General features: G+C 37.3%; 20 protein-coding genes. 4 read left to right on the forward strand and 16 right to left on the reverse strand.

Going from position 1 to position 22504, the window contains the following annotated elements; all coding sequences use genetic code 11:
- Positions 1 to 12 precede the first annotated feature (12 nt).
- The 10 genes from BUB03_RS04945 to BUB03_RS04990 all read right to left on the reverse strand — a co-directional run bounded on the left by BUB03_RS04945 (position 13) and on the right by BUB03_RS04990 (position 10824).
- The gene (locus tag BUB03_RS04945; protein ID WP_073060698.1) at positions 13 to 2523 is read right to left on the reverse strand and encodes a M1 family metallopeptidase; all 2511 of its coding nucleotides are present in this window, start codon (positions 2521 to 2523) and stop codon (positions 13 to 15) included.
- Between the two features lie 11 nt (positions 2524 to 2534).
- Entirely contained in the window at positions 2535 to 2765 is a 231-nt protein-coding gene (locus BUB03_RS04950) for a hypothetical protein (RefSeq protein ID WP_040998619.1), read from the reverse strand.
- A gap of 1 nt (position 2766) precedes the next feature.
- Positions 2767 to 4086 carry a serine hydrolase domain-containing protein gene (locus BUB03_RS04955; RefSeq protein ID WP_073060701.1) on the reverse strand — a complete coding sequence of 440 codons (1320 nt, stop codon included), beginning with the start codon at positions 4084 to 4086 and terminating at the stop codon, positions 2767 to 2769.
- Between the two features lie 83 nt (positions 4087 to 4169).
- Complete coding sequence (locus BUB03_RS04960; protein ID WP_073060703.1) at positions 4170 to 4964, reverse strand: thymidylate synthase; 795 nt, start codon at positions 4962 to 4964, stop codon at positions 4170 to 4172.
- A 121-nt stretch (positions 4965 to 5085) separates the two neighbouring features.
- Positions 5086 to 5835 (reverse strand): SDR family NAD(P)-dependent oxidoreductase, encoded by a 750-nt coding sequence (locus BUB03_RS04965; RefSeq protein WP_040998614.1) that lies wholly within the window; start codon positions 5833 to 5835, stop codon positions 5086 to 5088.
- A gap of 254 nt (positions 5836 to 6089) precedes the next feature.
- Positions 6090 to 6530 (reverse strand): GreA/GreB family elongation factor, encoded by a 441-nt coding sequence (locus BUB03_RS04970; protein WP_073060705.1) that lies wholly within the window; start codon positions 6528 to 6530, stop codon positions 6090 to 6092.
- A gap of 180 nt (positions 6531 to 6710) precedes the next feature.
- A complete protein-coding gene (locus BUB03_RS04975; protein WP_073060708.1) occupies positions 6711 to 8057 on the reverse strand; it encodes an alpha-amylase family glycosyl hydrolase in 1347 nt (448 codons plus the stop codon).
- Positions 8058 to 8333: 276 nt separating this feature from the next.
- Positions 8334 to 8933 (reverse strand): IS1096 element passenger TnpR family protein, encoded by a 600-nt coding sequence (locus BUB03_RS04980; protein WP_073060710.1) that lies wholly within the window; start codon positions 8931 to 8933, stop codon positions 8334 to 8336.
- Between the two features lie 135 nt (positions 8934 to 9068).
- Entirely contained in the window at positions 9069 to 10100 is a 1032-nt protein-coding gene (locus BUB03_RS04985; RefSeq protein WP_040998606.1) for a sensor histidine kinase, read from the reverse strand.
- A gap of 46 nt (positions 10101 to 10146) precedes the next feature.
- Positions 10147 to 10824 (reverse strand): response regulator transcription factor, encoded by a 678-nt coding sequence (locus tag BUB03_RS04990; protein ID WP_040998604.1) that lies wholly within the window; start codon positions 10822 to 10824, stop codon positions 10147 to 10149.
- A 198-nt stretch (positions 10825 to 11022) separates the two neighbouring features.
- Here BUB03_RS04990 and BUB03_RS04995 point away from each other — a divergent pair, with 198 nt between their 5' ends.
- Positions 11023 to 13662 carry a TonB-dependent receptor plug domain-containing protein gene (locus BUB03_RS04995; RefSeq protein ID WP_073060713.1) on the forward strand — a complete coding sequence of 880 codons (2640 nt, stop codon included), beginning with the start codon at positions 11023 to 11025 and terminating at the stop codon, positions 13660 to 13662.
- A 37-nt stretch (positions 13663 to 13699) separates the two neighbouring features.
- Positions 13700 to 14929 (forward strand): hypothetical protein, encoded by a 1230-nt coding sequence (locus BUB03_RS05000; RefSeq protein WP_040998600.1) that lies wholly within the window; start codon positions 13700 to 13702, stop codon positions 14927 to 14929.
- 69 nt (positions 14930 to 14998) lie between these two features.
- Here BUB03_RS05000 and BUB03_RS05005 read toward each other — a convergent pair whose 3' ends face one another.
- From BUB03_RS05005 to BUB03_RS05030, 6 genes are all read right to left on the reverse strand, one after another.
- Positions 14999 to 15910, reverse strand: a complete 912-nt coding sequence (locus BUB03_RS05005) for an AraC family transcriptional regulator (protein WP_228417769.1) — start codon at positions 15908 to 15910, stop codon at positions 14999 to 15001.
- 149 nt (positions 15911 to 16059) lie between these two features.
- Complete coding sequence (locus tag BUB03_RS05010; protein ID WP_073060716.1) at positions 16060 to 17394, reverse strand: amidohydrolase; 1335 nt, start codon at positions 17392 to 17394, stop codon at positions 16060 to 16062.
- A 153-nt stretch (positions 17395 to 17547) separates the two neighbouring features.
- Positions 17548 to 18831 carry a glutamate-1-semialdehyde 2,1-aminomutase gene (hemL, locus tag BUB03_RS05015; protein WP_073060719.1) on the reverse strand — a complete coding sequence of 428 codons (1284 nt, stop codon included), beginning with the start codon at positions 18829 to 18831 and terminating at the stop codon, positions 17548 to 17550.
- Positions 18832 to 18919: 88 nt separating this feature from the next.
- Positions 18920 to 19981 (reverse strand): glucosaminidase domain-containing protein, encoded by a 1062-nt coding sequence (locus BUB03_RS05020; protein WP_040998590.1) that lies wholly within the window; start codon positions 19979 to 19981, stop codon positions 18920 to 18922.
- 16 nt (positions 19982 to 19997) lie between these two features.
- On the reverse strand, positions 19998 to 20909 hold the full coding sequence (locus BUB03_RS05025; protein WP_073060721.1) for a 1-aminocyclopropane-1-carboxylate deaminase/D-cysteine desulfhydrase: 912 nt from the start codon (positions 20907 to 20909) through the stop codon (positions 19998 to 20000).
- Between the two features lie 300 nt (positions 20910 to 21209).
- On the reverse strand, positions 21210 to 21536 hold the full coding sequence (locus tag BUB03_RS05030) for a hypothetical protein (RefSeq protein WP_073060723.1): 327 nt from the start codon (positions 21534 to 21536) through the stop codon (positions 21210 to 21212).
- Positions 21537 to 21577: 41 nt separating this feature from the next.
- Here BUB03_RS05030 and BUB03_RS05035 point away from each other — a divergent pair, with 41 nt between their 5' ends.
- Entirely contained in the window at positions 21578 to 21760 is a 183-nt protein-coding gene (locus tag BUB03_RS05035; RefSeq protein WP_048502239.1) for a DUF5522 domain-containing protein, read from the forward strand.
- A 1-nt stretch (position 21761) separates the two neighbouring features.
- Entirely contained in the window at positions 21762 to 22289 is a 528-nt protein-coding gene (locus tag BUB03_RS05040) for a DUF4136 domain-containing protein (protein ID WP_040998582.1), read from the forward strand.
- Positions 22290 to 22504: the final 215 nt, after the last annotated feature.

The following is a 22504-nucleotide window of genomic DNA, read 5'->3' on the forward strand; positions in this document are numbered from 1 at the left end:
TTACTGAGCTGTTTATTTAAAATCAGCAATAGCTTTGTTGATAGCATCAATCTGTTTGTTGATACTTGCAGCATTCTGAGGATTCTGTTTTAACAGTTCCATTTTTTTACTCAAACCGTCTTTAAGCATTTGGGAAATCATCATTTTTACCTGTGGGTTATCTCCCATCTGACTTTTTGCATGGCTAATGATCTTCGTAATGTTTTCAGTGGCTTTCAGATTATCTGAGCTCATGATCCAATTGTAGCCTTCTTCTGCGGATTTACCCAACTCAGGATTCTGGAATTTAATAAAAGGATAAAATGCTACCAGCGAAGTGATATTCGCCATTTGTGAGGTTATTTTGTTCTTTACGATAACCGGAAGCATCTGTGCCAGCAATTCGTCTGAAGCACCTTCAAGATCAATTTTATCTGCCAGTGCACTGGCTTTTGATGGATCCAGGGCTAAAACAGCGTTTAATGAGTTCCCTTTTACAGCATTGGAAACAGCATTTACACCTTTTTCAAAAAGTGGAAGGTATTTCTTGTCTTTGGTTTTAGCCAATGCAGCAATAGCAGCAGCCTGAACCAATGTTTTAGGGTCATTGGTAGCTAATTTTTCAACATCTGCACCTAAAGCTTTCATCTGCTCAGGATTGGAAAGATCCATCAATTTAAGAGCTTTCATTCTTGTTCTGAAATACGGATCTTTTAATGCAGCAGCCAATAATTTTGTAGCAGCCGGATTTTTTCCTACCTGGTCTTTTATATCGGATAATGCATTGTATCTGCTCTTAAATTCTTTGGAATTGGTAAACTGCATCAGGTTCTGCTCCGGAGTTTTAGAATCCGTGATGTCTGCCAGTAGAACTCCGTCTGCATTGATATTTACTAAATCTGCATTTTTAGAAACATCAAAATTAAAGGTATTTTTTGCTGTTGCGTTTACCCAAACGTTGTACCTTTTAGGCTTTCCGTTGTCATAAACATCAATTGCCAAAGGAAACTGGAAAGGCTGTTCCTGGGTTTGCTCGATGACAACAGCAATTTGTTTTTTAACAGGTTCGAAAGTGTAAGAATATTTAATTTTCGGATTCCCGTTTCCAAAATACCATTGATTAAAGAACCAGTTCAGGTCTTTTCCTGAAACTTTTTCTAAAGATAGTCTTAGCTGATGGGCTTCTCCGTTCTGATATTCATAGGTTTTCAAATAATCATTCAAACCTGCAAAGAAGGCATCATCACCCAGATAATTTCTTAGCATGTGAAGAATTCCGCCTCCTTTCTGATAGGTAACCAGATCGAAAACATCTTCACGGGAATCATAATTAAACCTTACCAGGTTTTTTTCGAAATTCCCGGGCGTTGTAAGGTACATGTTTACATCTTTCATCTGATGATAATCTGCCTGGTCTTTTCCGTATTTATATTCGTTCCAAAGATATTCTGAATAGTTCGCAAAAGATTCATTTACAGTCAGGTTACTCCAGCTTTCCGCTGTCACCAGATCTCCAAACCACTGGTGGAATAATTCGTGGGCAATGGTATCTTCCCAGGTGTTTTCATCGATTAACTGTCCCGGTTTCTGCAAAATATCACTTCCATGAAGTGTTGCGGTCGTATTTTCCATTGCACCACTCACATAATCTCTTCCGGAGATCTGAGCATATTTCGCCCATGGATAATCGTAACCTAATTTTTTAGAGAAAAACTCGATCATTTCGGGAGTGTTTCCATAGATCTGTTTTGCGTAAGGCTCGTATTCTTTTTCAATATAATAATCAACTGCAATATTTCTCCATTTGTCTTTTACAATAGCATATTCGCCTACACCCATGAAGAAAAGATACGTTGAATGCCTCTTATCCATTACCCAGTGATCTGTTCTCAAGCCGTTCGCTTCTTTTTGTGAATCTTTTAATAATCCATTGGAAAGGGTAACATATTTATCAGGAACGGTCATATAGATTTCCTGAGTTGTTTTTTGGTTAGATTTATCAATGGTCGGGAACCAGGCAGAAGAAGATTCGGTTTCTCCCTGTGTCCAGATCTGAGTAGGCATGTCGGGGTCCTTTCCCTGGGCATTAATGAAATACAGTCCTTTAGCATCATTAATTGCGGCACTTCCTTCCTGTTTTACTTCATTCGGGCGTGCCGTATACTTGATATAGACCGTATAATCCTGGTTTTTCTGATATGTTTTATCTAAAGTAATTTTTAAAACATCATCTTTATAATCGTATTTTAAAGGAGATTTCTTACCATTGGTTTCCAATGCCACTTCATGAATCAGCATTCCTTTTGCATCAAGCGTCAGTTCGTTGGTAGGATAGAAAAAAGGTGAGGCAGTAAGCCATTCTTCTCCATTCATTTGTTCCTTCTGGTAATCGAAATTTACTTTCAGCTTGGTATGTTTTAGTTCCGTTACTTTCGTGTGAGTGGCTCTGTATACCTTTTCCCTGCCTGAAGTTTCGGTTTGTGCTGATACGTTTGCGGAGAATAAAATTCCGAGTACAGCAATGGACAAAATCGCCTTTTTCATTTATTACTTTATTATTTTTTAGAATTATTTTTCGTTATTATATCAAAAATATCATTAACTAAAGTTTCGTAGTCTCCTTTTTTGAGCTGTTCTTTGGTTTTGGCAAAAGCTTTTTTCAGTTCGCTTTCAGGGTTTTCATCGTCAATGATGTCTACAGAAACAACTCCTTTCATTTGAAGAATTGCATTTTTCAAAGCTTCGGGATCAGCTTTTTCTTCAGTATTTATTTTTAAATATTTCATATTATTCTTTTGTAAAGGTATTTTTTGTTCCTCCCTGGATGATGATGAACTGTTTTTTCGCAGGATAAAAGTCGATGACAATTCCGGCCATATCAAATTTAAAGCTTGTCTCAGAAGTTGCTTCCAGAGGAAATGCTCCTTGCCCCGTCGCCTGAGCCATCAATTTTTTATCCTTGATAAAGATATTAATTTTTAAAGGGACATCCGGACTTGCATAATTTCCTACGAATTTCTGCAAATCAGCTTCCGGAATTTCAAGAGTTTTAAAACTTGGCATTTTAAAATCTTTTCCTATCGCCGTTTCTACCATTTTGATAGAAATTTCGTTGGTATCCATATCTGCCTGATTTGTTGTGAAACTCACCGCAGTTTTCAAATCAGGAAAATAAAACAATGCCGATCTGAAATTGTCGATTCCGCCTGTATGACCAAATCCGGAATATTTATCGAAAGGAACTTTCACCAAGCCATATCCGTAATTATCAATAAAATTTTTCATTTTATCAACATTTTCTTTTTTGATTAATTTTCCGCTTTCAAGGCCGAGAATGAATTCCAGCAAATCTCTTGGCGTTGAGATGATATTCCCTGCCCCGATCGGAATACTCATATCTGTTTCATTGGAAACCTCATATTTTCCATTGGTAAACTGGTAAGATTTTGCCTGATCTTTTGAAGTGTCGATTTTTCCTCCGACTTCCGTTAAGGTTAATTTTAACGGTTTTGTAATTTTAGCTTTAATTAATTCAGCGTAAGACTTTTTGTATACTTTTTCAAGAATAAAACCCAGCAAAATATAATTTGAATTACTGTATTCATACTTTGAACCCGGGTCAAAATCACTTTTATATTTTTTAATGATATTAACCAGGCTGCTTTCTGTCTGAGGTTTTGTATTGTATTGCCAGTATTCAGCTTCGTTCGTCAGATTGTGAATTCCTGTTCTGTGCTGCAATAAATTTTCAATTGTAATTTTGTCCGCATTGGGAATTTCAGGATAAAATTCAGAAAGTTTCTGATCTAAAGACATCTTCTTTTCCTCAGCAGCCTTCATGACCAAAACTGCTGTAAACGTCTTACTGATAGAGCCAATTCTATATTGCGTATTTACATTGGCTTTCTGGTTTTTTTCAACATCAGCAAACCCTATTACTTTCACAAAAGTCGGGCGTTCATTTTCTGCAAATGCAAAACTTCCCATCACTTTATGATGAACAAACAGAGAATCGAAATAATTCCCCAGTTTTTCCTTTAGATTTTGTTGAGAAAAAGCGGTACCCGAAATAGCGATCGCGGAAATAAAAAGTAACTTTTTTAACATACTTTTGAGATTTAATCAATAAGTAGTAAAAGTCAAAATTTTGTTACATATTTTAATATCCTTTTTGCGGGAATTTCATACGCTTAAATAGCTACCGGTGCTTTAATTCCCGGATGCGGATCATAATTTTCCAGGGTAAAGTCTTCAAAACTGAAGCTGAAAATATCTTTCACTTCCGGATTTAATTTCATGGTCGGAAGTGGTCTCGGCTCTCTGGAAAGCTGCTTTTTTACCTGTTCAAAATGGTTATTGTAGATGTGAACATCCCCGAAACTGTGGATATAGTCTCCTACTTCAAGGTCACAAACCTGGGCAACCATCATCAGTAGCAATGCATAGCTTGCAATATTGAACGGTACTCCCAGAAATACATCAGCGCTTCTCTGGTACAGCTGCAGGGAAAGTTTTCCATCCGCTACATAAAACTGAAAAAGGGCGTGGCATGGTGCAAGGGCCATATTTGGAATTTCTGCGGCGTTCCATGCGGAAACGATCAGTCTTCTTGAATCCGGATTTTTTTTAATCTGATCTATCACCTCGGTGATCTGATCTACCACTTTTCCGTCAGCTCCCTGCCAGCTTCTCCACTGGGCTCCGTAAACAGGTCCCAAGTCTCCGTTCTCATCAGCCCATTCGTCCCAGATGCTTACTCCGTTTTCGTTGAGGTATTTGATGTTGGTATCACCATTCAGAAACCACAGCAATTCGTAGATAATGGATTTCAGGTGTACCTTTTTGGTGGTCACCATCGGAAATCCTTTTGACAGGTCATATCTTAGCTGGTACCCGAAAACACTTCTGGTTCCGGTCCCGGTTCTATCCGTCTTATCTGTTCCATTGTCTAAAATATGCTGTAAAAGTTCGAGGTAGTTCTGCATTTCTGAAAGTGGTTTTTATGGTTCAAATTTAGAAAAATCTAACCGATTTCCACTTATCACAGATCATAAAAAAGCATTCATTTTCATGAATGCTTTGTATAGGGCTGATGTTATTTTTCTATTAAACAGCAGTATATCCACCGTCTATGAGATAATATCCTCCTGTTATAAATGAAGATTTATCTGAACTCAGGAACAGAACTAATTCTGCAACTTCCTGAGCAGTACCGAGACGTCCTATGGGGTGTTTTCCTATCAATAATTCTTTCTTGTCTTCATCCAATTCCTGCAAAAGCGGGGTATCAATATACCCAGGACCTACTGCATTGCAACGGATTCCTTTTTGTCCGTACTCTGCTCCTATATTTTTGGTAAGCCCTACCACTGCATGTTTTGCCGTTGTATATGCCGAAGAAAGTGGTGCCGCCACACTCCCATGGATAGAAGCCATATTGACAATCACTCCACCTCCGTTCTTCTCCATTTCCAGGATTTCATATTTGCAGCCATAAAATACACCATCAAGATTAATACTTAAGACTTTTCTCCAGCTATCCAGGCTGTAATCTCCGGTTAAAGCTGCTTCGCCGCCAATTCCTGCATTATTGCATGCAATATCAAGTTTTCCATAAATCTCGGCAGTTTTTCTGACAAGGTTTTCTACATCTTCTGCGTTTGCGGTGTCAGCCTTTATAAATGAAGCTTCCCCTCCTTCCGACTTTATCTTTTCTACAGCTTCTTTACCATGTTCTTCATTGATATCCGATACGATAACTTTTGCTCCTTCTTTAGCATACAGCTGAGCCACTGCTAAACCGATTCCTGAACCTGCACCTGTTACCAGTGCAACTTTGTTTTCTAAAATTCCCATATTGATAAAATTTAATATGTTTTTTGTTTAAATAACTATCTTCAATTTACTACAAAAACCAATAAAATTCTAAATTTTAACAATAAAGTTTTCTTAATTTTACACCAATAATACCAAATTATTTAAAAATCAATTCAATTTATTAAAATAATTTGTAATTTAATAACAATAGAACATTACATCTTATTGGATTTTGTTCAATGCTTAATATGAAAACGGAAAACTATTTCGTTTGCGGATCAGACGAAATAATACTATTCTATGGACCAAATAGTTTGAGAGACCGCATTAACTGAAAACGTCTCACCTGCTTTTTTTCCTGACATTGCTTTAATAAGTGGTGATTCTGCAGAAACCGTCATGATTTTCTGATTTTCTAAGATGATTTCACCCACTGATACGGCAACATAAAAAAGTCCTTTATCTGTTTTTACCAAAGCTCCGGTCTGAACTTTGCCTGAGGCTTCTGCTGATATCTTTTGGATAATGGATTGCTGATTCAAAGCTTCATTAAGCTGTCGCTGGAGGTTATTGATTTCCTGCTGAAGCATTTCGCGGCCGGTTTCATATTTATCACCCATGGAACTTTTGGTATCATTGTTAGAAGCCCTGGTTTCTGCAATCAGGTTTTCAAAAGACTGAATCTTGTCATTGATCTTTGCTTTGATGATGTTTAATAATTCCTGTTTGTTCATATCGTGATATTCCGGTGAAATGATTCCTACAAATTAAATAAATTTTGGCTAAAGCCTATTACAAATGTATATAAAAAGCGGGCTAAAGCCCGCTCCTGTTGAGTATTTTTAAAAGGTTGAAAATTCATCTTAACAAAATTCCTATCTGAGATGTTTTTCAAACTTATAATTTGTTCATATTTATTTTTCAAAAACTGCATAATCTGAAACTTTGAAGTTGAAGTCTTTTTCGCCGTCAAAATTTCGTTTTGTCTTATCAAAAACATTTTTAAAAGTTCCTGAAAGGTTCTGATCTTCTATGGTAAAGCTTACAGGTTCTTTTGACATATTCAGGACTACCAGAACCTCATCTTTTCCATTTTTTCTGACGTAAGCCAGTATTTTATCATTGGCTGTAGTATTCAGAAGATACGTCGAAACATTGGTATCTCCTCCTCTTAATGCGGGATTGGATGTTTTCAGCTCCAGCAAGGTTTTGTAGAATTCTGCCATCTGGTAGTTGTTTGTCCATTTGATAGCATCTTTTTCAAAGAACTCAAGTCTTTTCGTATTCGGAAGTTCCTGCCCTGAATACAGCAGAGGAACACCATTCCAGGTTGCCGAGAATACAGCTATAGGCTTGGTAATCACCCCATATTTTTCGTATTCTGTTCCGTTCCAGGAATTTTCGTCGTGGTTGGTGGTAAACCAGGCTCTCATAGAAGTATCTCCGATATTGGAATACTGCTTCAAAAGATCTTTAAGTTCCTGCAAAGGTTCATTTTTCTTGTAATAATCTGCTGATTTGTGCATCCATTTCCATGAATAGCTTGCATCAAATACTTTTCCATATTCCGGGCTTTCGATTTCATCAAATTCTCCCAACCAGAAAAGGGGCTTTATTTTTTCAACTTCGGGACGTGCCTGTTGCCAGAAATCCACCTCTACCCATGAAGCAAGATCACATCTGAAGCCATCAATACCGGTTTCTTTTACCCAGAACTTCATGGCATCAATCATGGCCAGCCTCATTTCCTGATTTTTATAATCCAGCTCAATGATGTCATCCATTCCTGAGGCAATATGGAATTTCCCGTCAGGGTCTTTCAGATAAAATTCAGGGTGTGTTTTTGTCCAGATATGATCCCAGCCCGTATGGTTGGCCACCCAGTCTATGATTACTTTGAATCCTAAACGGTGGGCTTCGTTTACCATATGTTTGAAATCATTCATTGTTCCGAACTCGGGATTAATGGATGTATAATCCGAGGCTGCATAAGGACTTCCAAGGCTTCCTTTTTTGTTTTGCTGAGCAATAGGGGTAATTGGCATGAACCACAGGGTTCTGACTCCCATGTTTTTCAGGCGGGGCATTTCTTTTTCAAATGCTTTAAATGTTCCTTCCTGTGTATATTGTCTTATGTTTACTTCATAAATATTGGTCGTATGCTTCCATTCCTTCGGCAGATCCATAGTGTTTTTCGTATTTTGAGTAGCGCAGGAAACCATTCCCAGGCCAATTATTGCTAATAGAATTAATTTCTTCATTCATCTATTTTTAGCAAAAGTAAGGAATGTTTTTTTGTTGATGAAAGGAAAAAGGGAATTGACTATAATGGATTTTTACTTCGAAGGTTTTTTTTAGGCTTGAATAAGAAAATAGTGGATGTTTAATTTTGAATTTATCGGAGCTATGGAAAATTGGAGCTTTTTTCACGCAAAGTTTATGTTCTTAGCTGTTGTATATTCTGTCCGAGCAAAATCCACTTTGATACAAAAAAGCCCCGGACAAAAATCCAGGGCTTTATATTGTTTCAGATGTTGTTATCTTTCATCATCGTTATCATCATCATCTTCGAAAACATCATCGTTGTAGTTTTCTTCTTCCTCGTCATCGAAGCTGTCGTCATCTTCATCTTCGAAACTGGTGTTTCCTCCAAAGTCATCATCAAAGCTGAAATCGTCGTCCATAAGCGGCATTGCCGATCTTTTTTTGGATCCACCTGCATTTCCGCTTCTGCTTGGCGCCTTTAATGGAACGTTTCCGAATCTGTATACAGTAATAGGGTAATTAACTCCTTTTGTTTCTTCGATGATTTCCACCAACTCACAGTATAGCTCCCAAAGATCAAGAAGCCCGTACTGAAACTGTGCCTTGTCGCCTATTTTTTCAAAAGCTTCATCAATGTAAACATCCGACATAATCTCGCCATCACCATCGTCACTCATATCTTCCAGAGGAACGCTTTTAACTATCGTCCCGTCATCTTCCAGCATATTAAAAGTGGAAAGCTCGTCTCCCTGCAGACTGAACGCACTTTTAATTCCCAAATGTAAGTTCCATAGCGATTGTTTTCCCTTCACTTCAATATCTCGGAAAATATCCTCTTTCGCATCTAATATTACGCGGATCTTGTAAACCATATCAGTTTCTTAAATTACTTTTTTTGCCTTAATTATTATGATAAATCTCTGTTGCAAATATATAATAAATGACATGTGACAAAAAAATATTTCAGGATTTTTTAAAATATTTTTTTTTCTTACATTTTACCAAAATTATTTACTTTTTTCAAGCATAAAACTGAATTTAGTGCCTTCAAGATAGACACTTTCTACGGTAATATTTTCGTTGTGGGCCTCCAGGATGTGCTTCACGATGGCCAGTCCTAGCCCGGAACCTCCTTCTCTTCTGCTTCTGCTGGTTTCCACACGGTAGAACCTTTCGAAGATCCTGGGAAGGGCTTCCGCTTTAATTCCCATACCATTATCTATTACTTCAATGAGTACTTTATTTTTGAGGACACTGGTTTTTACGGCTACTTTGGCTTCCTGCCTGTTGGCATAATGAATGGCATTGGAAATAAGGTTAATGAAAACCTGTGAAATTTTTTGTTTGTCGGCATCTACAAAGATCTGGGGATGAAGGGTCTGAATCTGGAGAGTGGCATTATGTTTTTCTGCTTCAAATTCAAGAAGCTCAAAAATTTCCTTAATCAAAAGGTTAACATCAAATTTTGAAACGGTAATACTGATTTCTCCTGCTTCAAGCCTGTTGATCATATCAAGATCCGTAACGATGGCTATTAATCTTTCTACGGACTTATCTATTCTTTCCAGGTATTTGTCACGGATGGTAAGGTTATCTACCCCGCCGTCTCTTAGGGTTTCCACATATCCCTGAATGGAAAACAGGGGTGTTTTGAGCTCATGGGAAACGTTTCCTATATATTCTTTACGGTAGCTTTCCATTTCTTTCATCATATCGATCTCCGTTACCTGCTGCTGGTTAAGATCAGAGAATCTTTCGCCCAGTTCTTTAATGGTGATATTTTCGTTATTGTCGTGAACAATTTCCTGGGGAAGCATTTGTGAAAGTCCGCGGACCTGTTTTTTCCCGTAATAGTTGAAAAGAAGCTCCAGAACCACATAGTTGATCATAAAGATGAGAACCAGGCAGGTGAAAAGACCGATTTTAAAAAATGGGGTCTGGTAATAGATGTCCTTCAGCGAATCGAAGATGATCACTAAAAGAAACATCACCAGTGTCAGAAGACACGAGGCGACGAGTGTAAGTCTGTAAAATTTCAATTTTACAAGTTTTTATAGGTTTATGTAAAGATAGGAATTTAAGTTATTAAACGATAAGCTTATAACCGATCCCTTTTAATGTCTGGATAGTATTGATTCCCAGTTTTTCTCTCAGTCTTCTGATGTGTACATCAATGGTTCTTTCTCCCACAATCACATCATTTCCCCACACTTTTTCAAGAATTTCTTCTCTTTTGAATACTTTTTCCGTGTTTGAGGCAAGAAGGTAAAGTAAATCGAACTCTTTTTTAGGAAGAAGGAACTGCTGTCCGCTTTTGGAAACCCTGAAATTGTCCTTATCAATGACCAGATCCCCTATTTCAATAAGCTTGGCATTATCTGAAACCTGAGACGTCAGCTGTAATAATGCATTTACTTTAGAGATAAGAATTTTCGGTTTGATCAGCTTTACAATGTAGTCGTTGGCTCCGGCCTGAAATCCTGCTAACTGGGAAAATTCTTCGCTTCTGGCAGAAAGAAATACAATAAGTGTTTTCTGGAGTTCTTTTACCTTGCGAAGTTCCTGGCAGGTTTCGATACCGTCTTTTTCAGGCATCATCACATCTAAAAGGATAAGATCGGGAATAATCTCTTTGGCTTTATCTATACCTTCGCTACCGTTTGTGGCTGTATAGATATCATAACCTTCTTTTTCCAGGTTGTAAGACAGAATCTCTAAAATATCCAGTTCATCGTCTATTAAGAGTATTTTCTTTTGGTTCATTTTAAATTTTTACTGAGTCAAAGTTAATAAATTTTAAAGCACAGATGAACAAATGTATTATCGTTCACATAAAGTTAACAATAATATTCTTTTCTTAATGTTTAGTTAAAAAAAAATTAAAATTCACTAAACCACTTACCCCATTTATCTTTTATTCCTTTGCACCGAAAGAATCTAGTAAATAAAGTAAGTAAGATAATGAAAATTAATAAACTTAGCATTGCAGTCGTATTTTTATCCGGATCAATGTTTTACGCTCAGGAAACGAAGCAGGACACGATCATCAAGGAGAAAAAAATTGATGGCGTAGTCATCCAGGGAAGCAGCAACAAGAAAACTGAAACTGCCGTATTGGGAGAACAAAAGAAAGCGGTTATTCAAAAGCAGGCTGTAAGTGCTGAAGAGATTTCCAGAAAAGGAATTTCCAACGTAGAACAAGGACTTACGAAAGTAACGGGAATCACTACAGTAGAAGGAAGAGGACTTTTCGTAAGAGGACTTGAAGAGCGATACAATTATTTATTGATCAACGGTCTTGGTTCACCTTCCAACAACCCGTTCCAAAAGATCATTGCTCTAAAGCAGTTTCCAACGGATGTAGTAGGAAAATTAAATATCTATAAAACTTTCAACTCTAACCTTTACGGGGATTTTGCGGGTGCTACGTTTGATATTGAGACACTTACGATTGATAAACCTTTTACCAAGGTAGAATTCAGTGTTGGGATAAATACCTTGAGTACATTCAGAAATAATTTCAAAGTAGCTGAAGGTGCAGATGGAATGAATGGATATCTGGGGCTGAACTCAAGAGACAGAAGACTTCCTGATGAAATCAGAAACGCAAGACCAGATAACTATAAATTTACTCCTGATCAGGCTTTAAATTCATTCAAGGATTCATGGAATGTGGACAATGTAAAATCAATGCCAAATACCAGCATAGGGTTTACTACTGCTCAGAAGGTGAAAATGGGTGAAACCGGGAATTTAGGAATTTTATTCTCTTTAAACCAGGGAAGTAAATTTGAGTATAAGGATGGTGATAATAATCAGTTCAAAGGGCAAGGAAAAGGTTCATTCATCGAAAACATGAACTTTCTTAACCGTAAACAGTACAATTACGAGATAGAATCTTCAGTTTTATTAGGTTTAGGATATAAGAACAAAGGAACCAATGTTAACCTAAACGCTATTTATCTGCAAAATGTCAATAATATCATAGAAGATAATTATGGATATAAGGACGGGCAGGTTCTTAATAAAACTACTTTCTTCAGAACTAACCAATTAGATGTTTCAAGATTTTTAGATTTACAACTAACTGCTTCTCAAAAAATAAATGAAAGGCATCAGATAAAAGCCGGAGCCAGTTATGTAATCAATAATTATCAACAGCCGGACAGAAAAATCATTGAAGGTAACCGTATTGATCCTACTACAGGAACCTATCTTACAGGCAGTAATATCGCGATGCGTTATGGAGGAAATAACATCATCCGACAGTATCTGGATGTAGATTCCAGATTCTACGGTTCAGCTTTCGCGGAATATCAGTTGTCTCTGGGAGAGAAAGGAGACAGAAAAGATTTCCCTATTCAGATTGCATTGGGTTATAATGGTTTCTCAGATTTCAGAAAAACGTCTTACCGATTTATTTTCGGACGTACTGCTACTTCTTCAAATCCTTTTGTTATTAATATTGATACTCCTCAGGATACCTTTAATGCATCCCTAAGAAATGGAGATTTATATTATCAGGAAGGATCTGATATTTCACAGTTTTACTCAAGTTTCTATCAGATCATTAACGGAGGATATGCCAACGTTAATTTAAAGCCTAATGATTCATGGGACATCTTATTGGGGGCAAGATATGAAAATGACATGACGCTGATCCGATATTCCAAACAAAGTGAAGATTTCAAACAGAATTTAGAAAAAACTAAAGATTTCTTCCTACCGTCATTATCGGTAAAAAAAGCTCTTAATAATAAGAATAATTTAAGATTCTCTTTCAGTAAGACTGTTACACGTCCTATTCTTATTGAAACAATGCCTATCACCTATATCAATCCGGATAACGTAAATATTGTTGGTAATCCTGCAATTAAAAACAGTGAGAACTACAACTTCGATTTGAAATGGGAATATTTTCCAACCAATAAAGAAATGTTTGCTGTAAACCTGTTTGCGAAAAGAATTGATAATGCGATCGAACGCTCATTGGTAGCTTCAGGAAATGCAACCGGTTCTACCATTACTTTCTTTAATGCAAAAAAAGCAGATTTATTCGGGATAGAATTGGAAGGAATCTTAAGTCTGGGCAGAATCTCAGAAGCTTTAAGAAGCTTTACTTTAGGAGCTAACGCAACTATTATGCACTCCGATGTAGAAAGAAGCCAGGACCAATTAAATATGGAAAGACCTGACTGGTTTGACCAGACAGGGGAAACATTACGCAAAAGAGGATTACAGGGGGCAGCTCCATACACTATCAATGCCGATCTAAAGTATGAACTTAAAGATCGCAACAACTTAGCTCATACATTCTCTCTTGTTTATAATGTATCAGGAAGTAAAATTTATGCTACAGGAGGTGCAGGTACTGACAATTACTATGAAAAACCATTCAACCAGATAGATTTTGTATACCAAGGACAACTAACAAAGAACTGGAATGTAAAGTTTGCGGTACAGAATATCCTGGACAGCAAATATAAAATCCTGATTGGCGACAAAAATTATCTTCCAACCAATTTTGAACAGGGTAATAATACACTTACAAACTATTACAGAGGAACTACATTCAACCTTACTGTAGGCTATACATTCTAAAAAATAATTAATAAAAAATAAAATAAAGTATATAAAAATGAAAAGAAGAGTTTTATCATTATTATCGTTAACAGCCGTGTTAACATTGGCCTTAAATTCATGTACTATCGAGGTAAATGATGGCTTGGGAGACGGTACGGTTACAACTCCTACCACTCCGGGAACTACTGAAGGTGTATTAAGCGGAAGCGGAACATTATCAGGTACTATTTCAAAAGATCTCCTTATTAAAAAAGGAAACTATACATTAGACGGGATTGTAAAAATTACAAATAACGCTACCATTACTATCGAGGCAGGTGCTACTTTCAATGTAGTAACTTCCAAAACAAGTGGTTTGGTAATTCTTCAGGACGGGAAAATCAATGCTGTAGGTACAGCTTCTGAACCAATTGTATTCACAACTTCTACCAAAACTCCTGGTGACTGGGGTGGTATTACTATCTATGGAAATGCTCCGATCAAAGCAATTAACGGAAATACCCAGGCTCTATCTGAAGATGGGAACAATGTTTACTACGGAGGAACTGATGCTAATTCAAACTCAGGTACTATGAAGTTTGTGAGAGTGGAATATGCCGGTAAAAAGATCGGTGATGGTACTTCGGAAACAAACTCTATGACATTCTACGCTGTAGGAGCCGGTACTACTTTAGAAAATCTTGTAACCTATAAAGGAACAGATGACGGCTATGAATTCTTCGGAGGTACTGTAAGTGCAAAAAATATTGTTTCTTACGGTAACTACGATGACTCTTTCGACTGGCAGGATGCATGGAGCGGACAAAACAACACAAACTGGTACGCTTTCCAGACAGGAACAGGAAACTTCGGAATGGAGATTGAATCTTCCGGTAATGTTGATAATACTGCCCCAAAAATATCAAACATCACCCTGATCAGAGATACAAACACACTACCTGAAACAGCTAACTCTCCCGAGATTACTGCTATCCAGTTCAAAAAGCAGGGAACAGGAATTTTCTCAAATGTTTATATCAGCGGTTATAAAAATATCGGGACTCAAAAAGCCTATGCTGTGCTAATCCAGGATGCAGCTACAGAAACAAGCCAGGTAAATACAGGGAAAGTAGTGGTTGCTCCTCTTACTTATTTAAACTCTGATAACGCAGGAGTTTGGGGATATGCATTTACTCCGAACGGTGGAAAAACTTTCACCAACGCTGCTACCGTTACAAAAGTATCTCTAACTCCTGGAGCTTGGGCTACAGTAGACGGAGTAAACCTTTTGGCAGGACTACAATAAGTCACTAGTTTCTTCATATCAAATTTAAAAGGCCATCGGAAGTTTTTCGGTGGCTTTTTCTATGAATGATTATTTAAACTGCGACGGAGTCATTCCTGTCTGTGCTTTGAAAAATTTAGAAAAGCTGGCATGATCATAAAACCCAAGATCATACACAATATCTTTTACAGACATTTCTGATACCTTTAAAAGTCGTTTTGCCTCCAACAGAATGCGATCCTGGATAAGAGAAGAAGCAGAAGCATTCAGATTCTTTTTGCAGACGATATTTAAATAATTGGCGGAAATACTTAATTGATCGGCATAGAAGGAAACTGATCTTTCCGTTTTGAAATGCTTATCAATAAGCTGCAGAAACTTAGAAATAATAGGATTGGAATGATACCTTTCGAAATCTTTGAAAGCCCCTTCCACGGATTTGCTGATCAGCAGCCCGATCAGTTCACTTCGTTTTTGGATGACTTCCCAAAATATATTTTCACTGCTGATCTCTTTTTGAATCGCCTGAAATTCATGACGAAAAGTTTCAAGCCCTTCCTGTGAAAGATGGATAACCGGATGATTCTGATAATACGATGCCGAAAATCTCAGTGAAGGAAGAAAACTTTCAAACCAATCCCTGCTGATCATCAGCTGATAACCTACAGTTTCTTTCTCAATTACCCACAGATGTACCTGATCCGGAAAAACAAGATGAATCTGACTGTTTCCTACTTCATAATCCGTAAAATCGATGGTGTGGCTGCCTTTCCCCTGTTCAAAAAGATTAATGATGAAAAAATCATGTTTGTGAGGCTCATCAATGGAGCGCTCGCCATGAAGCTCGTTAAACAGCAGATGACACCCCTGAAGTTGATTTTCACTGAACTCCTGAATTCCTAAAATCGGAAAATGATCTGTACGATGCCCCACCCCGTCTGATTTTCTCCTAAAAGTAATAAAATTTACACAGGAAATTTGAACAGATGGAGATATTTTCATCGTAAAACCGGTTTTGATTTTCTTAGATCCAAAAGTTTTTACACTTAAGTTCTCTAAATTCTTAAATACTTATGCCTAACCCTCCTCGGATCCAAATTCCCCTCCTCTAGAGAGATGACAAAAATTCAGTAAACTTTTAACGGGGTGGTCTAATAAACCACATTTCCCTGATAAACCAACGATTTCACATCCGAAACCCTTGACACTGCCTCCGCAGAACAGCTTGCATTCATCAGTACAAAATCCGCCTGATCTCCTGCTTTGGGCCATTGCAGGTTTCCCTTATCATCCAGTGGAAGAATATTGGCTGTTGCCAGCTTCAGGCTCCTTGACAGTAAAAACTCTGTAGAATAACCGTAAAGCTGTGCCATCAGGTTGGCCTTTTGCAATACACTTCCGGTCCCGAAAGTATTCCAGTGGTCTACAATACTGTCATTACCTGTCAATACTGTTACATTATGTTTATACAAGGTAGGAATCGGCATGATCAGACTTCCGAAAGGGATGGTAGAGACAATCCCGATCTGGGCTTGTGCTAATTTTTCAGCAATTTCTTCCTGTTTCGCTTTATCTAACTTTGCAAGAATAAAGCAGTGACTCAGATATGTTTTTCCTTTCAGGGAAGGATTTTCATTGACTTTTTTAATTAAATATTCAACTGTTTGTAATCCGGATTCCCCGGTTTCATGAAGATGAATATCAATTCCTTTTTTATGGTCTAAAGCTAACTGAACTGTAAAATCAACTGTTTTTTCAATGGCACCGTCAATGTTAAATGGATCTACTCCGCCAATAAAATCTATATCCATTTGGGCCGCTTCTTTGAGATAAGGCACAGAATCCGTATAAAATACACCGTGCTGTGGGAAGGCCACCAGCTCTGCTCCAAAGTTTTTCTTTTTATTTTCTAAGGCTTTCTGGAGGTTTTTTAAGGATTGTAATTTTGAAGTCGGTTCAATATTGACATGGCTTCTGGCAAAAGATGTTCCCTTTGATTGCAGCAATTCAATCATCTTTTCTGCTTTGAATGTTGAGTTTTTCAGCATTTCAGGAAGTATTTTCTGTTCCAGCTCAATCATTCCTTTTACGCCGCCGGTTCTTTTTCTTACTGCCTGCCATTTATCGCCGTAAAAAGTTTTATCCAGGTGAATATGCATATCCTTAAAAGCAGGAAGCATCAGCAATCCCTTTGCATCAATAGCTTTTCCATTCGGCTGGTTCGGGCTTACTTTAATGATCTTTCCGTTTTCAATTTCGATATTAAACAGATCGGTTTTAGTGGCGATCACTTCTCCTTCTTCATATTCAAAACCTGTTTCCAGGCGGACGTTCTTAAGGCTTAATTTTCCTTTTTCAGAAATATTCTTCGGATCAAATAATGGGGATGCTGCCATAATATTGGGGATTAAAGTGAGTCCGGCTGCTGCCAGAGCTGAGTTTCTTATAAAATCTTTGCGGGATATGGTATTTCCAGAGGTCTTCATTGCCAATCTATTTATAACAAAAATAGAAAGAACAGGATTGATTGAAGTGTATGGTTTATTACAATATCTGTATGATTTATTGTGTCTTTTATGGTAAAAACAAAAAAGACCGGATCATAAAATCCGGCCTTATACTAGTGTATCTTGTATATTTTAAGAATATTCAAATTTCCTTACCGCTTCAAGCGTCATATCAATTTCTTTATCACTGATCGCATCACTGATAAAATAGGTTTCGTAACCACTTGGCGGAAGGTATATCCCGCTCTGAAGCATCTGGTGAAAGAAATTATTGAAAAGGGAATGATTGGAAGCTGCTGCTTCATCAAAATCAGACACTCTGTTGGTATGGAAAAACACTGACATCATGGATCCTTTTCTGTTAATCTTATGAGGAATTCCTTTTTCGTTCAGGATTTTCCCGATCCCGAAATCAAGCGTTTCAGTTGTTTTATTGATCCTGTTAAAGAATTCCGGATCGTTTTTAATAAGCTGCAAAGTTTTCAATCCGGCTCTCATAGCCAATGGATTCCCACTTAATGTCCCGGCCTGGTAAACTCCGCCTTTTGGAGCTAAATGGTCCATAATTTCGTTTCTTCCTGCAAAAGCGCCTACCGGAAGACCACCGCCGATTACTTTTCCGTAAGTAACAAGGTCAGCTTTTACGTTAAATAATTCCTGTGCACCTCCGAACGCCAGCCTGAAACCAGTCATTACCTCATCAAAAATCAATAAAGCACCGTTTTCATCACAGATTTTTCTTAAGTTCTGAAGAAAGTTATTTTCAGGAAGGACGCATCCCATATTCCCGGCAACCGGCTCAATAATAACAGCTGCAATTTCTCCCTGGTTGTGACGGAAAAGGTCTTGCACCTGCTCAAAATCGTTGTAACGGGCCAGCAGAGTATCTTTAGCTGTTCCTTCCGTAACTCCCGGAGAATTCGGGTTTCCAAAAGTGGCAGCACCACTTCCTGCTTTAATAAGGAATGAGTCTGAATGACCGTGATAACAGCCTTCAAACTTAATAATCTTATCTCTTTTTGTAAATCCTCTTGCTAATCTTACAGCACTCATACAGGCTTCCGTTCCTGAAGAAACCATTCTGATCTGATCGATATTCGGTACGTTTTCTACGATGAATTTTGCAATTTCTGTTTCCAGTTCTGTAGGTGCTCCGAAAGAGAAACCTTTTTCAGCCTGGATCTTCAGTTCTTCCAAAACTTCAGGATGGGTGTGCCCTAAAATAGCCGGTCCCCATGAGTTGATGTAATCGATATATGTGTTGTCATCAGCATCGGTAAGATAAGCTCCTTTTGCAGATTTCATAAATACAGGCACTCCTCCCACGGATTTGAAAGCACGCACGGGAGAATTTACCCCGCCCGGGATGTATTTGTAGGCTTCATCAAATAAAGCCGAACTTCTTTGGTATTTCATTTATTGTTGATCGTTGATGGCTGCTGATTGATAGTCTATCGGTAAACATTACATTGTCAACCCATAAACAACAAGAGCAACTATTGAATTAGTTTCTTGGTTTTTTATCAATCAAATAAATCAGCTGGCCGGCAGAAGGTTTCTGTCCTTCGTCCATTCTGTTTTTTGCGTATAATTTATTTAATTTGATTCCGAATTTCTGGGCAATATCGTGCATATCTTCCCCGCTTCCGGCTGTATAAGTGGCCGTATTTCCTGCTGAGTTTTTGGATTCGAGGAAAACAATGTCATTTTTCTTCAGAACATCACTGTCAAGCTCATTCCATTTCGCCAACCTGCTTTCGCTTATTTTGAATTTATTTGCAATGAATTTTACCGTGGTATCTTCAGGAATAACAATGTATTTTAAGCCTTCATTCGGGTGACTTTTGATTAGAATTGAATTGAGAATCTCGGCTTTTGTTTTGATTCTTTCCACTCTTTTCTGCTGCTGGGCATAAGAGGTTTGTTTGTAAGGAACCTCAACAGTAACAGGATCTTTAGATTTCTTAACTGTCATTTTGGAAGGTTCCAGCTGCGCCATAAATGTTCTGTCGTCTTTCAGATCAGGATACATTTTAAGAACGGCATACAGTACTTCTTTGGAATTGGTATTGTCATATTCATAAAGCCTGTATCTCTCAATTTTACCAATAAGAATTGAAGCATAACGTGGATTGGTGGCATAACCTGCTTTTTTAAGTCCGTAAGCCCACGCTTTGTAATCTTTCATATCCAGATTGAAAAGATTTGTATAATATTTTCTTGTGGATAAAAATATGGAGTGGTCCTCATAAGACTGTCTTGGATCGTCATAAACACGAAAACACTCATTGGGAGCATCATCCGTATGCTTCATGGTTTTTCCGGTCCAGTCTTCCTTACATTTTATACCGAAGTGATTTTTACCTTCCTGAGCCAGTCTGCTCTGCCCTCCTCCCGTTTCCAGGAGCCCCTGGGCCAATGTGATAGAGGCCGGAATTTTGTATTTTTCCATTTCTTCTACCGCATATTTAGCGAATTTCTGAATGTACTGGTCTTCAGTAGCCCAAGTCTGGGCTGAGAATGTTGATAAAACTAAAAGGCTTACGATTGAGAAAAGTCTTTTCATGTTTTTCAATTTTTACTTATATAATTAAATTTCTATTCTGTTTTTCCAAAAGCAGATTGGCTCCTTCAATACCCTGCAAGCCACCGGTATGAAAGCACAACACCCTACTGTTCTCAGGAAAATAACCCTCATCAATCAGTTCGAAAACTTTCTGCATCATTTTCCCTGTATACACCGGTTCCAAAGGAATACCGTACTTCTCTTTAAATTCATTGATAAAACGGATGTTTTCATCTATTATTTTACCATAACCTCCAAAACATGAATCTATTAGATTAAAATTCCGCCCTGAAGTTAATTCTGAGATTTTATCTTCCAGTGAAGCATCATCAACTACCTTAAATCCTATAACATTCTGATCTTCTTCACAAAACTTTGCAATTCCGGCAACTGTTCCACCGGTTCCCACTGCGGTGCAAAGATAATCAAAATCTTTTGTTTGATCGTTGAGCATCATTTTCACTCCTTCTACAGCATCTTTATTGGTACCTCCTTCGGGAACAATCAGCGCATCAGGAAATTCTCTGGATAAAAATTCGGTTAGTTTTTCTTTGTGTCTGTATTCTTCACGGGTCACAAATTTCAGATTCATTCCGTTTCTTTTTGCCAAAAGAAGCGTTGGATTATCCCTCCATTTATCCTGCAGCTCCTCTCCCCTGATAATTCCCAATGTTGAAATACCGGACAAATTTCCGACCGCAGAAACGGCAGCAATATGATTGGAAAATGCTCCACCGAAAGTAATGATGTAAGGATTTTCGGGATTTTTCTCAAGATAAGTGTTGATGTTATAAAATAATTTCCAGTATTTATTTCCTGAGATCTGGGGATGAATCAGGTCTTCCCTTTTGATAAAGAGTTTTATATTCTTATGAGGAATGGATATTTCCTGAATAGGAATGGATTCTGCCGGAGCTTTTAATAGCATTTTTATGATTTAACTATCATCTGCAAAATTAGTGATTTGTTTTTAGTGAATTATATGATTTTTTTCGGGTTTTAGATAGAAGAATTTAAAATTAGCCACGGATGAAACGGATTTACACAGATTTTGGAAAATAATATTTCTAAATCATTCTTTTTAGTCTCTAAATATTTTCGTGGAAATATTCGTGAAATTTGTATTTTATTTTAGGTTTTGGCTAAAGCCGGATGAATGATGATTTATTTTTTTATCAGGCGGGCTAAAACCCACCCCTATTGAATTTTAATAAAAATCTTCAATCTTTTACAAATATCTCCTGAAGTTCCAGAATTTCCTTTTTTTCAGGTAACGCAAGTCTGCTTCATGGGCATAGGCTTCTCTTTCAAAAGAGATTCTTTTATAAGCCAGAAAACCGTCTTTCAGCTTGAAAAACCAATAATAGTATTCGATAACATAAAAAATGTAAAAGAAAATAACGAGCATTTCGAGTTGCTGTCTCAAATGGATTTTTTCGTGATTGATAAGTACTTTATTTTCCTTATCTTCGGGTTTCCTAATGAAGATAAAGGGAAAAAGAGCAATGCCATTGATTTTTAATCTTTTTAATGGCTTTTGGCATATAATTATCATACTAACAAATATAAAGTTTTTTTGACTTAGCGATTTAACTTATGGCCCAATATGACATCAAAGAAGGTGAAGACTTTTACTATAATGAACAGGGGTACAAGGTTTTTACGGAAAAATTCCACCTGAAAAGGGGATATTGCTGTAAAAGCGGCTGCAGACACTGTCCTTACGGGTACGATAAAAAGACTGATACATTTATTAAAAACGATAAAAAAAATAAATAAAATGAAAAAATATATTTTTATTTTGTTGGCATCGGCTGCATTAGGCCTTACATCGTGCAGTCCATTTCAGGTACGTTCAGATTATGCTGAAACAGCTAATTTTACGACTTACAAAACATACAAAATCAGAATTGACGATCTGAAACTGAATGATATTGATAAAGACAGGGTTTTAAATGAATTGTCGAGACAACTTCAGAGCAAAGGACTTCAGTCCGGTGAAAATCCTGATCTGATCGTTAATGTAAAAGCCAATCATAAAAAAATTACGGATATCACCAACAATTCTCCTTACGGAATGTGGGGATGGGGCGGCCCTTTCGGATGGGGTGTAGGCATGAGCAGAACATGGACCAGCAATTATAATGAAGGTGCACTGATCGTAGACCTTATTGATTCTAAAACCAATAAACTGGTTTGGCAGGGTATCGGAAGCGGAATTTCTGTAGATTCTCCTAAAGCTAAACAGAGACAGATTCCTGAGATCATGGCTGAGATCATGAAAAATTATCCTCCTCAGAGAAAATAAATTTATTTAAATCAATTATCTATATATTTTCCGGTACGGTTTTCTGTGCCGGATTTTTTATGGCTGAAAAATATTAACCATTAAATTCATTCATCTTAAATCCTTATCCTTTCTTCAGCTTATTTAATCAAATAAATATGGTCCATTCCCGATATTGGTTAAACTGCATGCGCTACATTTCAAAATTAACAATAATGTAATTTTTTATTCGTGAA

Origin of the sequence: Chryseobacterium oranimense, from assembly GCF_900129755.1 — a bacterium.
Lineage (GTDB): Bacteria > Bacteroidota > Bacteroidia > Flavobacteriales > Weeksellaceae > Chryseobacterium > Chryseobacterium oranimense.

Bases quoted from the DNA above. Each gene is read 5' to 3' on its own strand.
- BUB03_RS05025 (WP_073060721.1), bottom strand. From the start codon at position 20,909: ATGCTATTAAAAGCTCCGGCAGAATCCATTCCTATTCAGGAAATATCC.
- BUB03_RS04975 (WP_073060708.1), bottom strand. From the start codon at position 8,057: ATGAAGAAATTAATTCTATTAGCAATAATTGGCCTGGGAATGGTTTCC.
- BUB03_RS04970 (WP_073060705.1), bottom strand. From the start codon at position 6,530: ATGAACAAACAGGAATTATTAAACATCATCAAAGCAAAGATCAATGAC.
- BUB03_RS05000 (WP_040998600.1), top strand. From the start codon at position 13,700: ATGAAAAGAAGAGTTTTATCATTATTATCGTTAACAGCCGTGTTAACA.
- BUB03_RS05020 (WP_040998590.1), bottom strand. From the start codon at position 19,981: ATGAAAAGACTTTTCTCAATCGTAAGCCTTTTAGTTTTATCAACATTC.
- hemL (WP_073060719.1), bottom strand. From the start codon at position 18,831: ATGAAATACCAAAGAAGTTCGGCTTTATTTGATGAAGCCTACAAATAC.
- BUB03_RS04990 (WP_040998604.1), bottom strand. From the start codon at position 10,824: ATGAACCAAAAGAAAATACTCTTAATAGACGATGAACTGGATATTTTA.
- BUB03_RS04950 (WP_040998619.1), bottom strand. From the start codon at position 2,765: ATGAAATATTTAAAAATAAATACTGAAGAAAAAGCTGATCCCGAAGCT.
- BUB03_RS05035 (WP_048502239.1), top strand. From the start codon at position 21,578: ATGGCCCAATATGACATCAAAGAAGGTGAAGACTTTTACTATAATGAA.
- BUB03_RS05030 (WP_073060723.1), bottom strand. From the start codon at position 21,536: ATGATAATTATATGCCAAAAGCCATTAAAAAGATTAAAAATCAATGGC.
- BUB03_RS05010 (WP_073060716.1), bottom strand. From the start codon at position 17,394: ATGAAGACCTCTGGAAATACCATATCCCGCAAAGATTTTATAAGAAAC.
- BUB03_RS05040 (WP_040998582.1), top strand. From the start codon at position 21,762: ATGAAAAAATATATTTTTATTTTGTTGGCATCGGCTGCATTAGGCCTT.
- BUB03_RS04980 (WP_073060710.1), bottom strand. From the start codon at position 8,933: ATGGTTTACAAGATCCGCGTAATATTAGATGCGAAAGAGGATATTTTC.
- BUB03_RS04955 (WP_073060701.1), bottom strand. From the start codon at position 4,086: ATGTTAAAAAAGTTACTTTTTATTTCCGCGATCGCTATTTCGGGTACC.
- BUB03_RS04995 (WP_073060713.1), top strand. From the start codon at position 11,023: ATGAAAATTAATAAACTTAGCATTGCAGTCGTATTTTTATCCGGATCA.
- BUB03_RS04945 (WP_073060698.1), bottom strand. From the start codon at position 2,523: ATGAAAAAGGCGATTTTGTCCATTGCTGTACTCGGAATTTTATTCTCC.
- BUB03_RS04965 (WP_040998614.1), bottom strand. From the start codon at position 5,835: ATGGGAATTTTAGAAAACAAAGTTGCACTGGTAACAGGTGCAGGTTCA.
- BUB03_RS05005 (WP_228417769.1), bottom strand. From the start codon at position 15,910: ATGAAAATATCTCCATCTGTTCAAATTTCCTGTGTAAATTTTATTACT.
- BUB03_RS04960 (WP_073060703.1), bottom strand. From the start codon at position 4,964: ATGCAGAACTACCTCGAACTTTTACAGCATATTTTAGACAATGGAACA.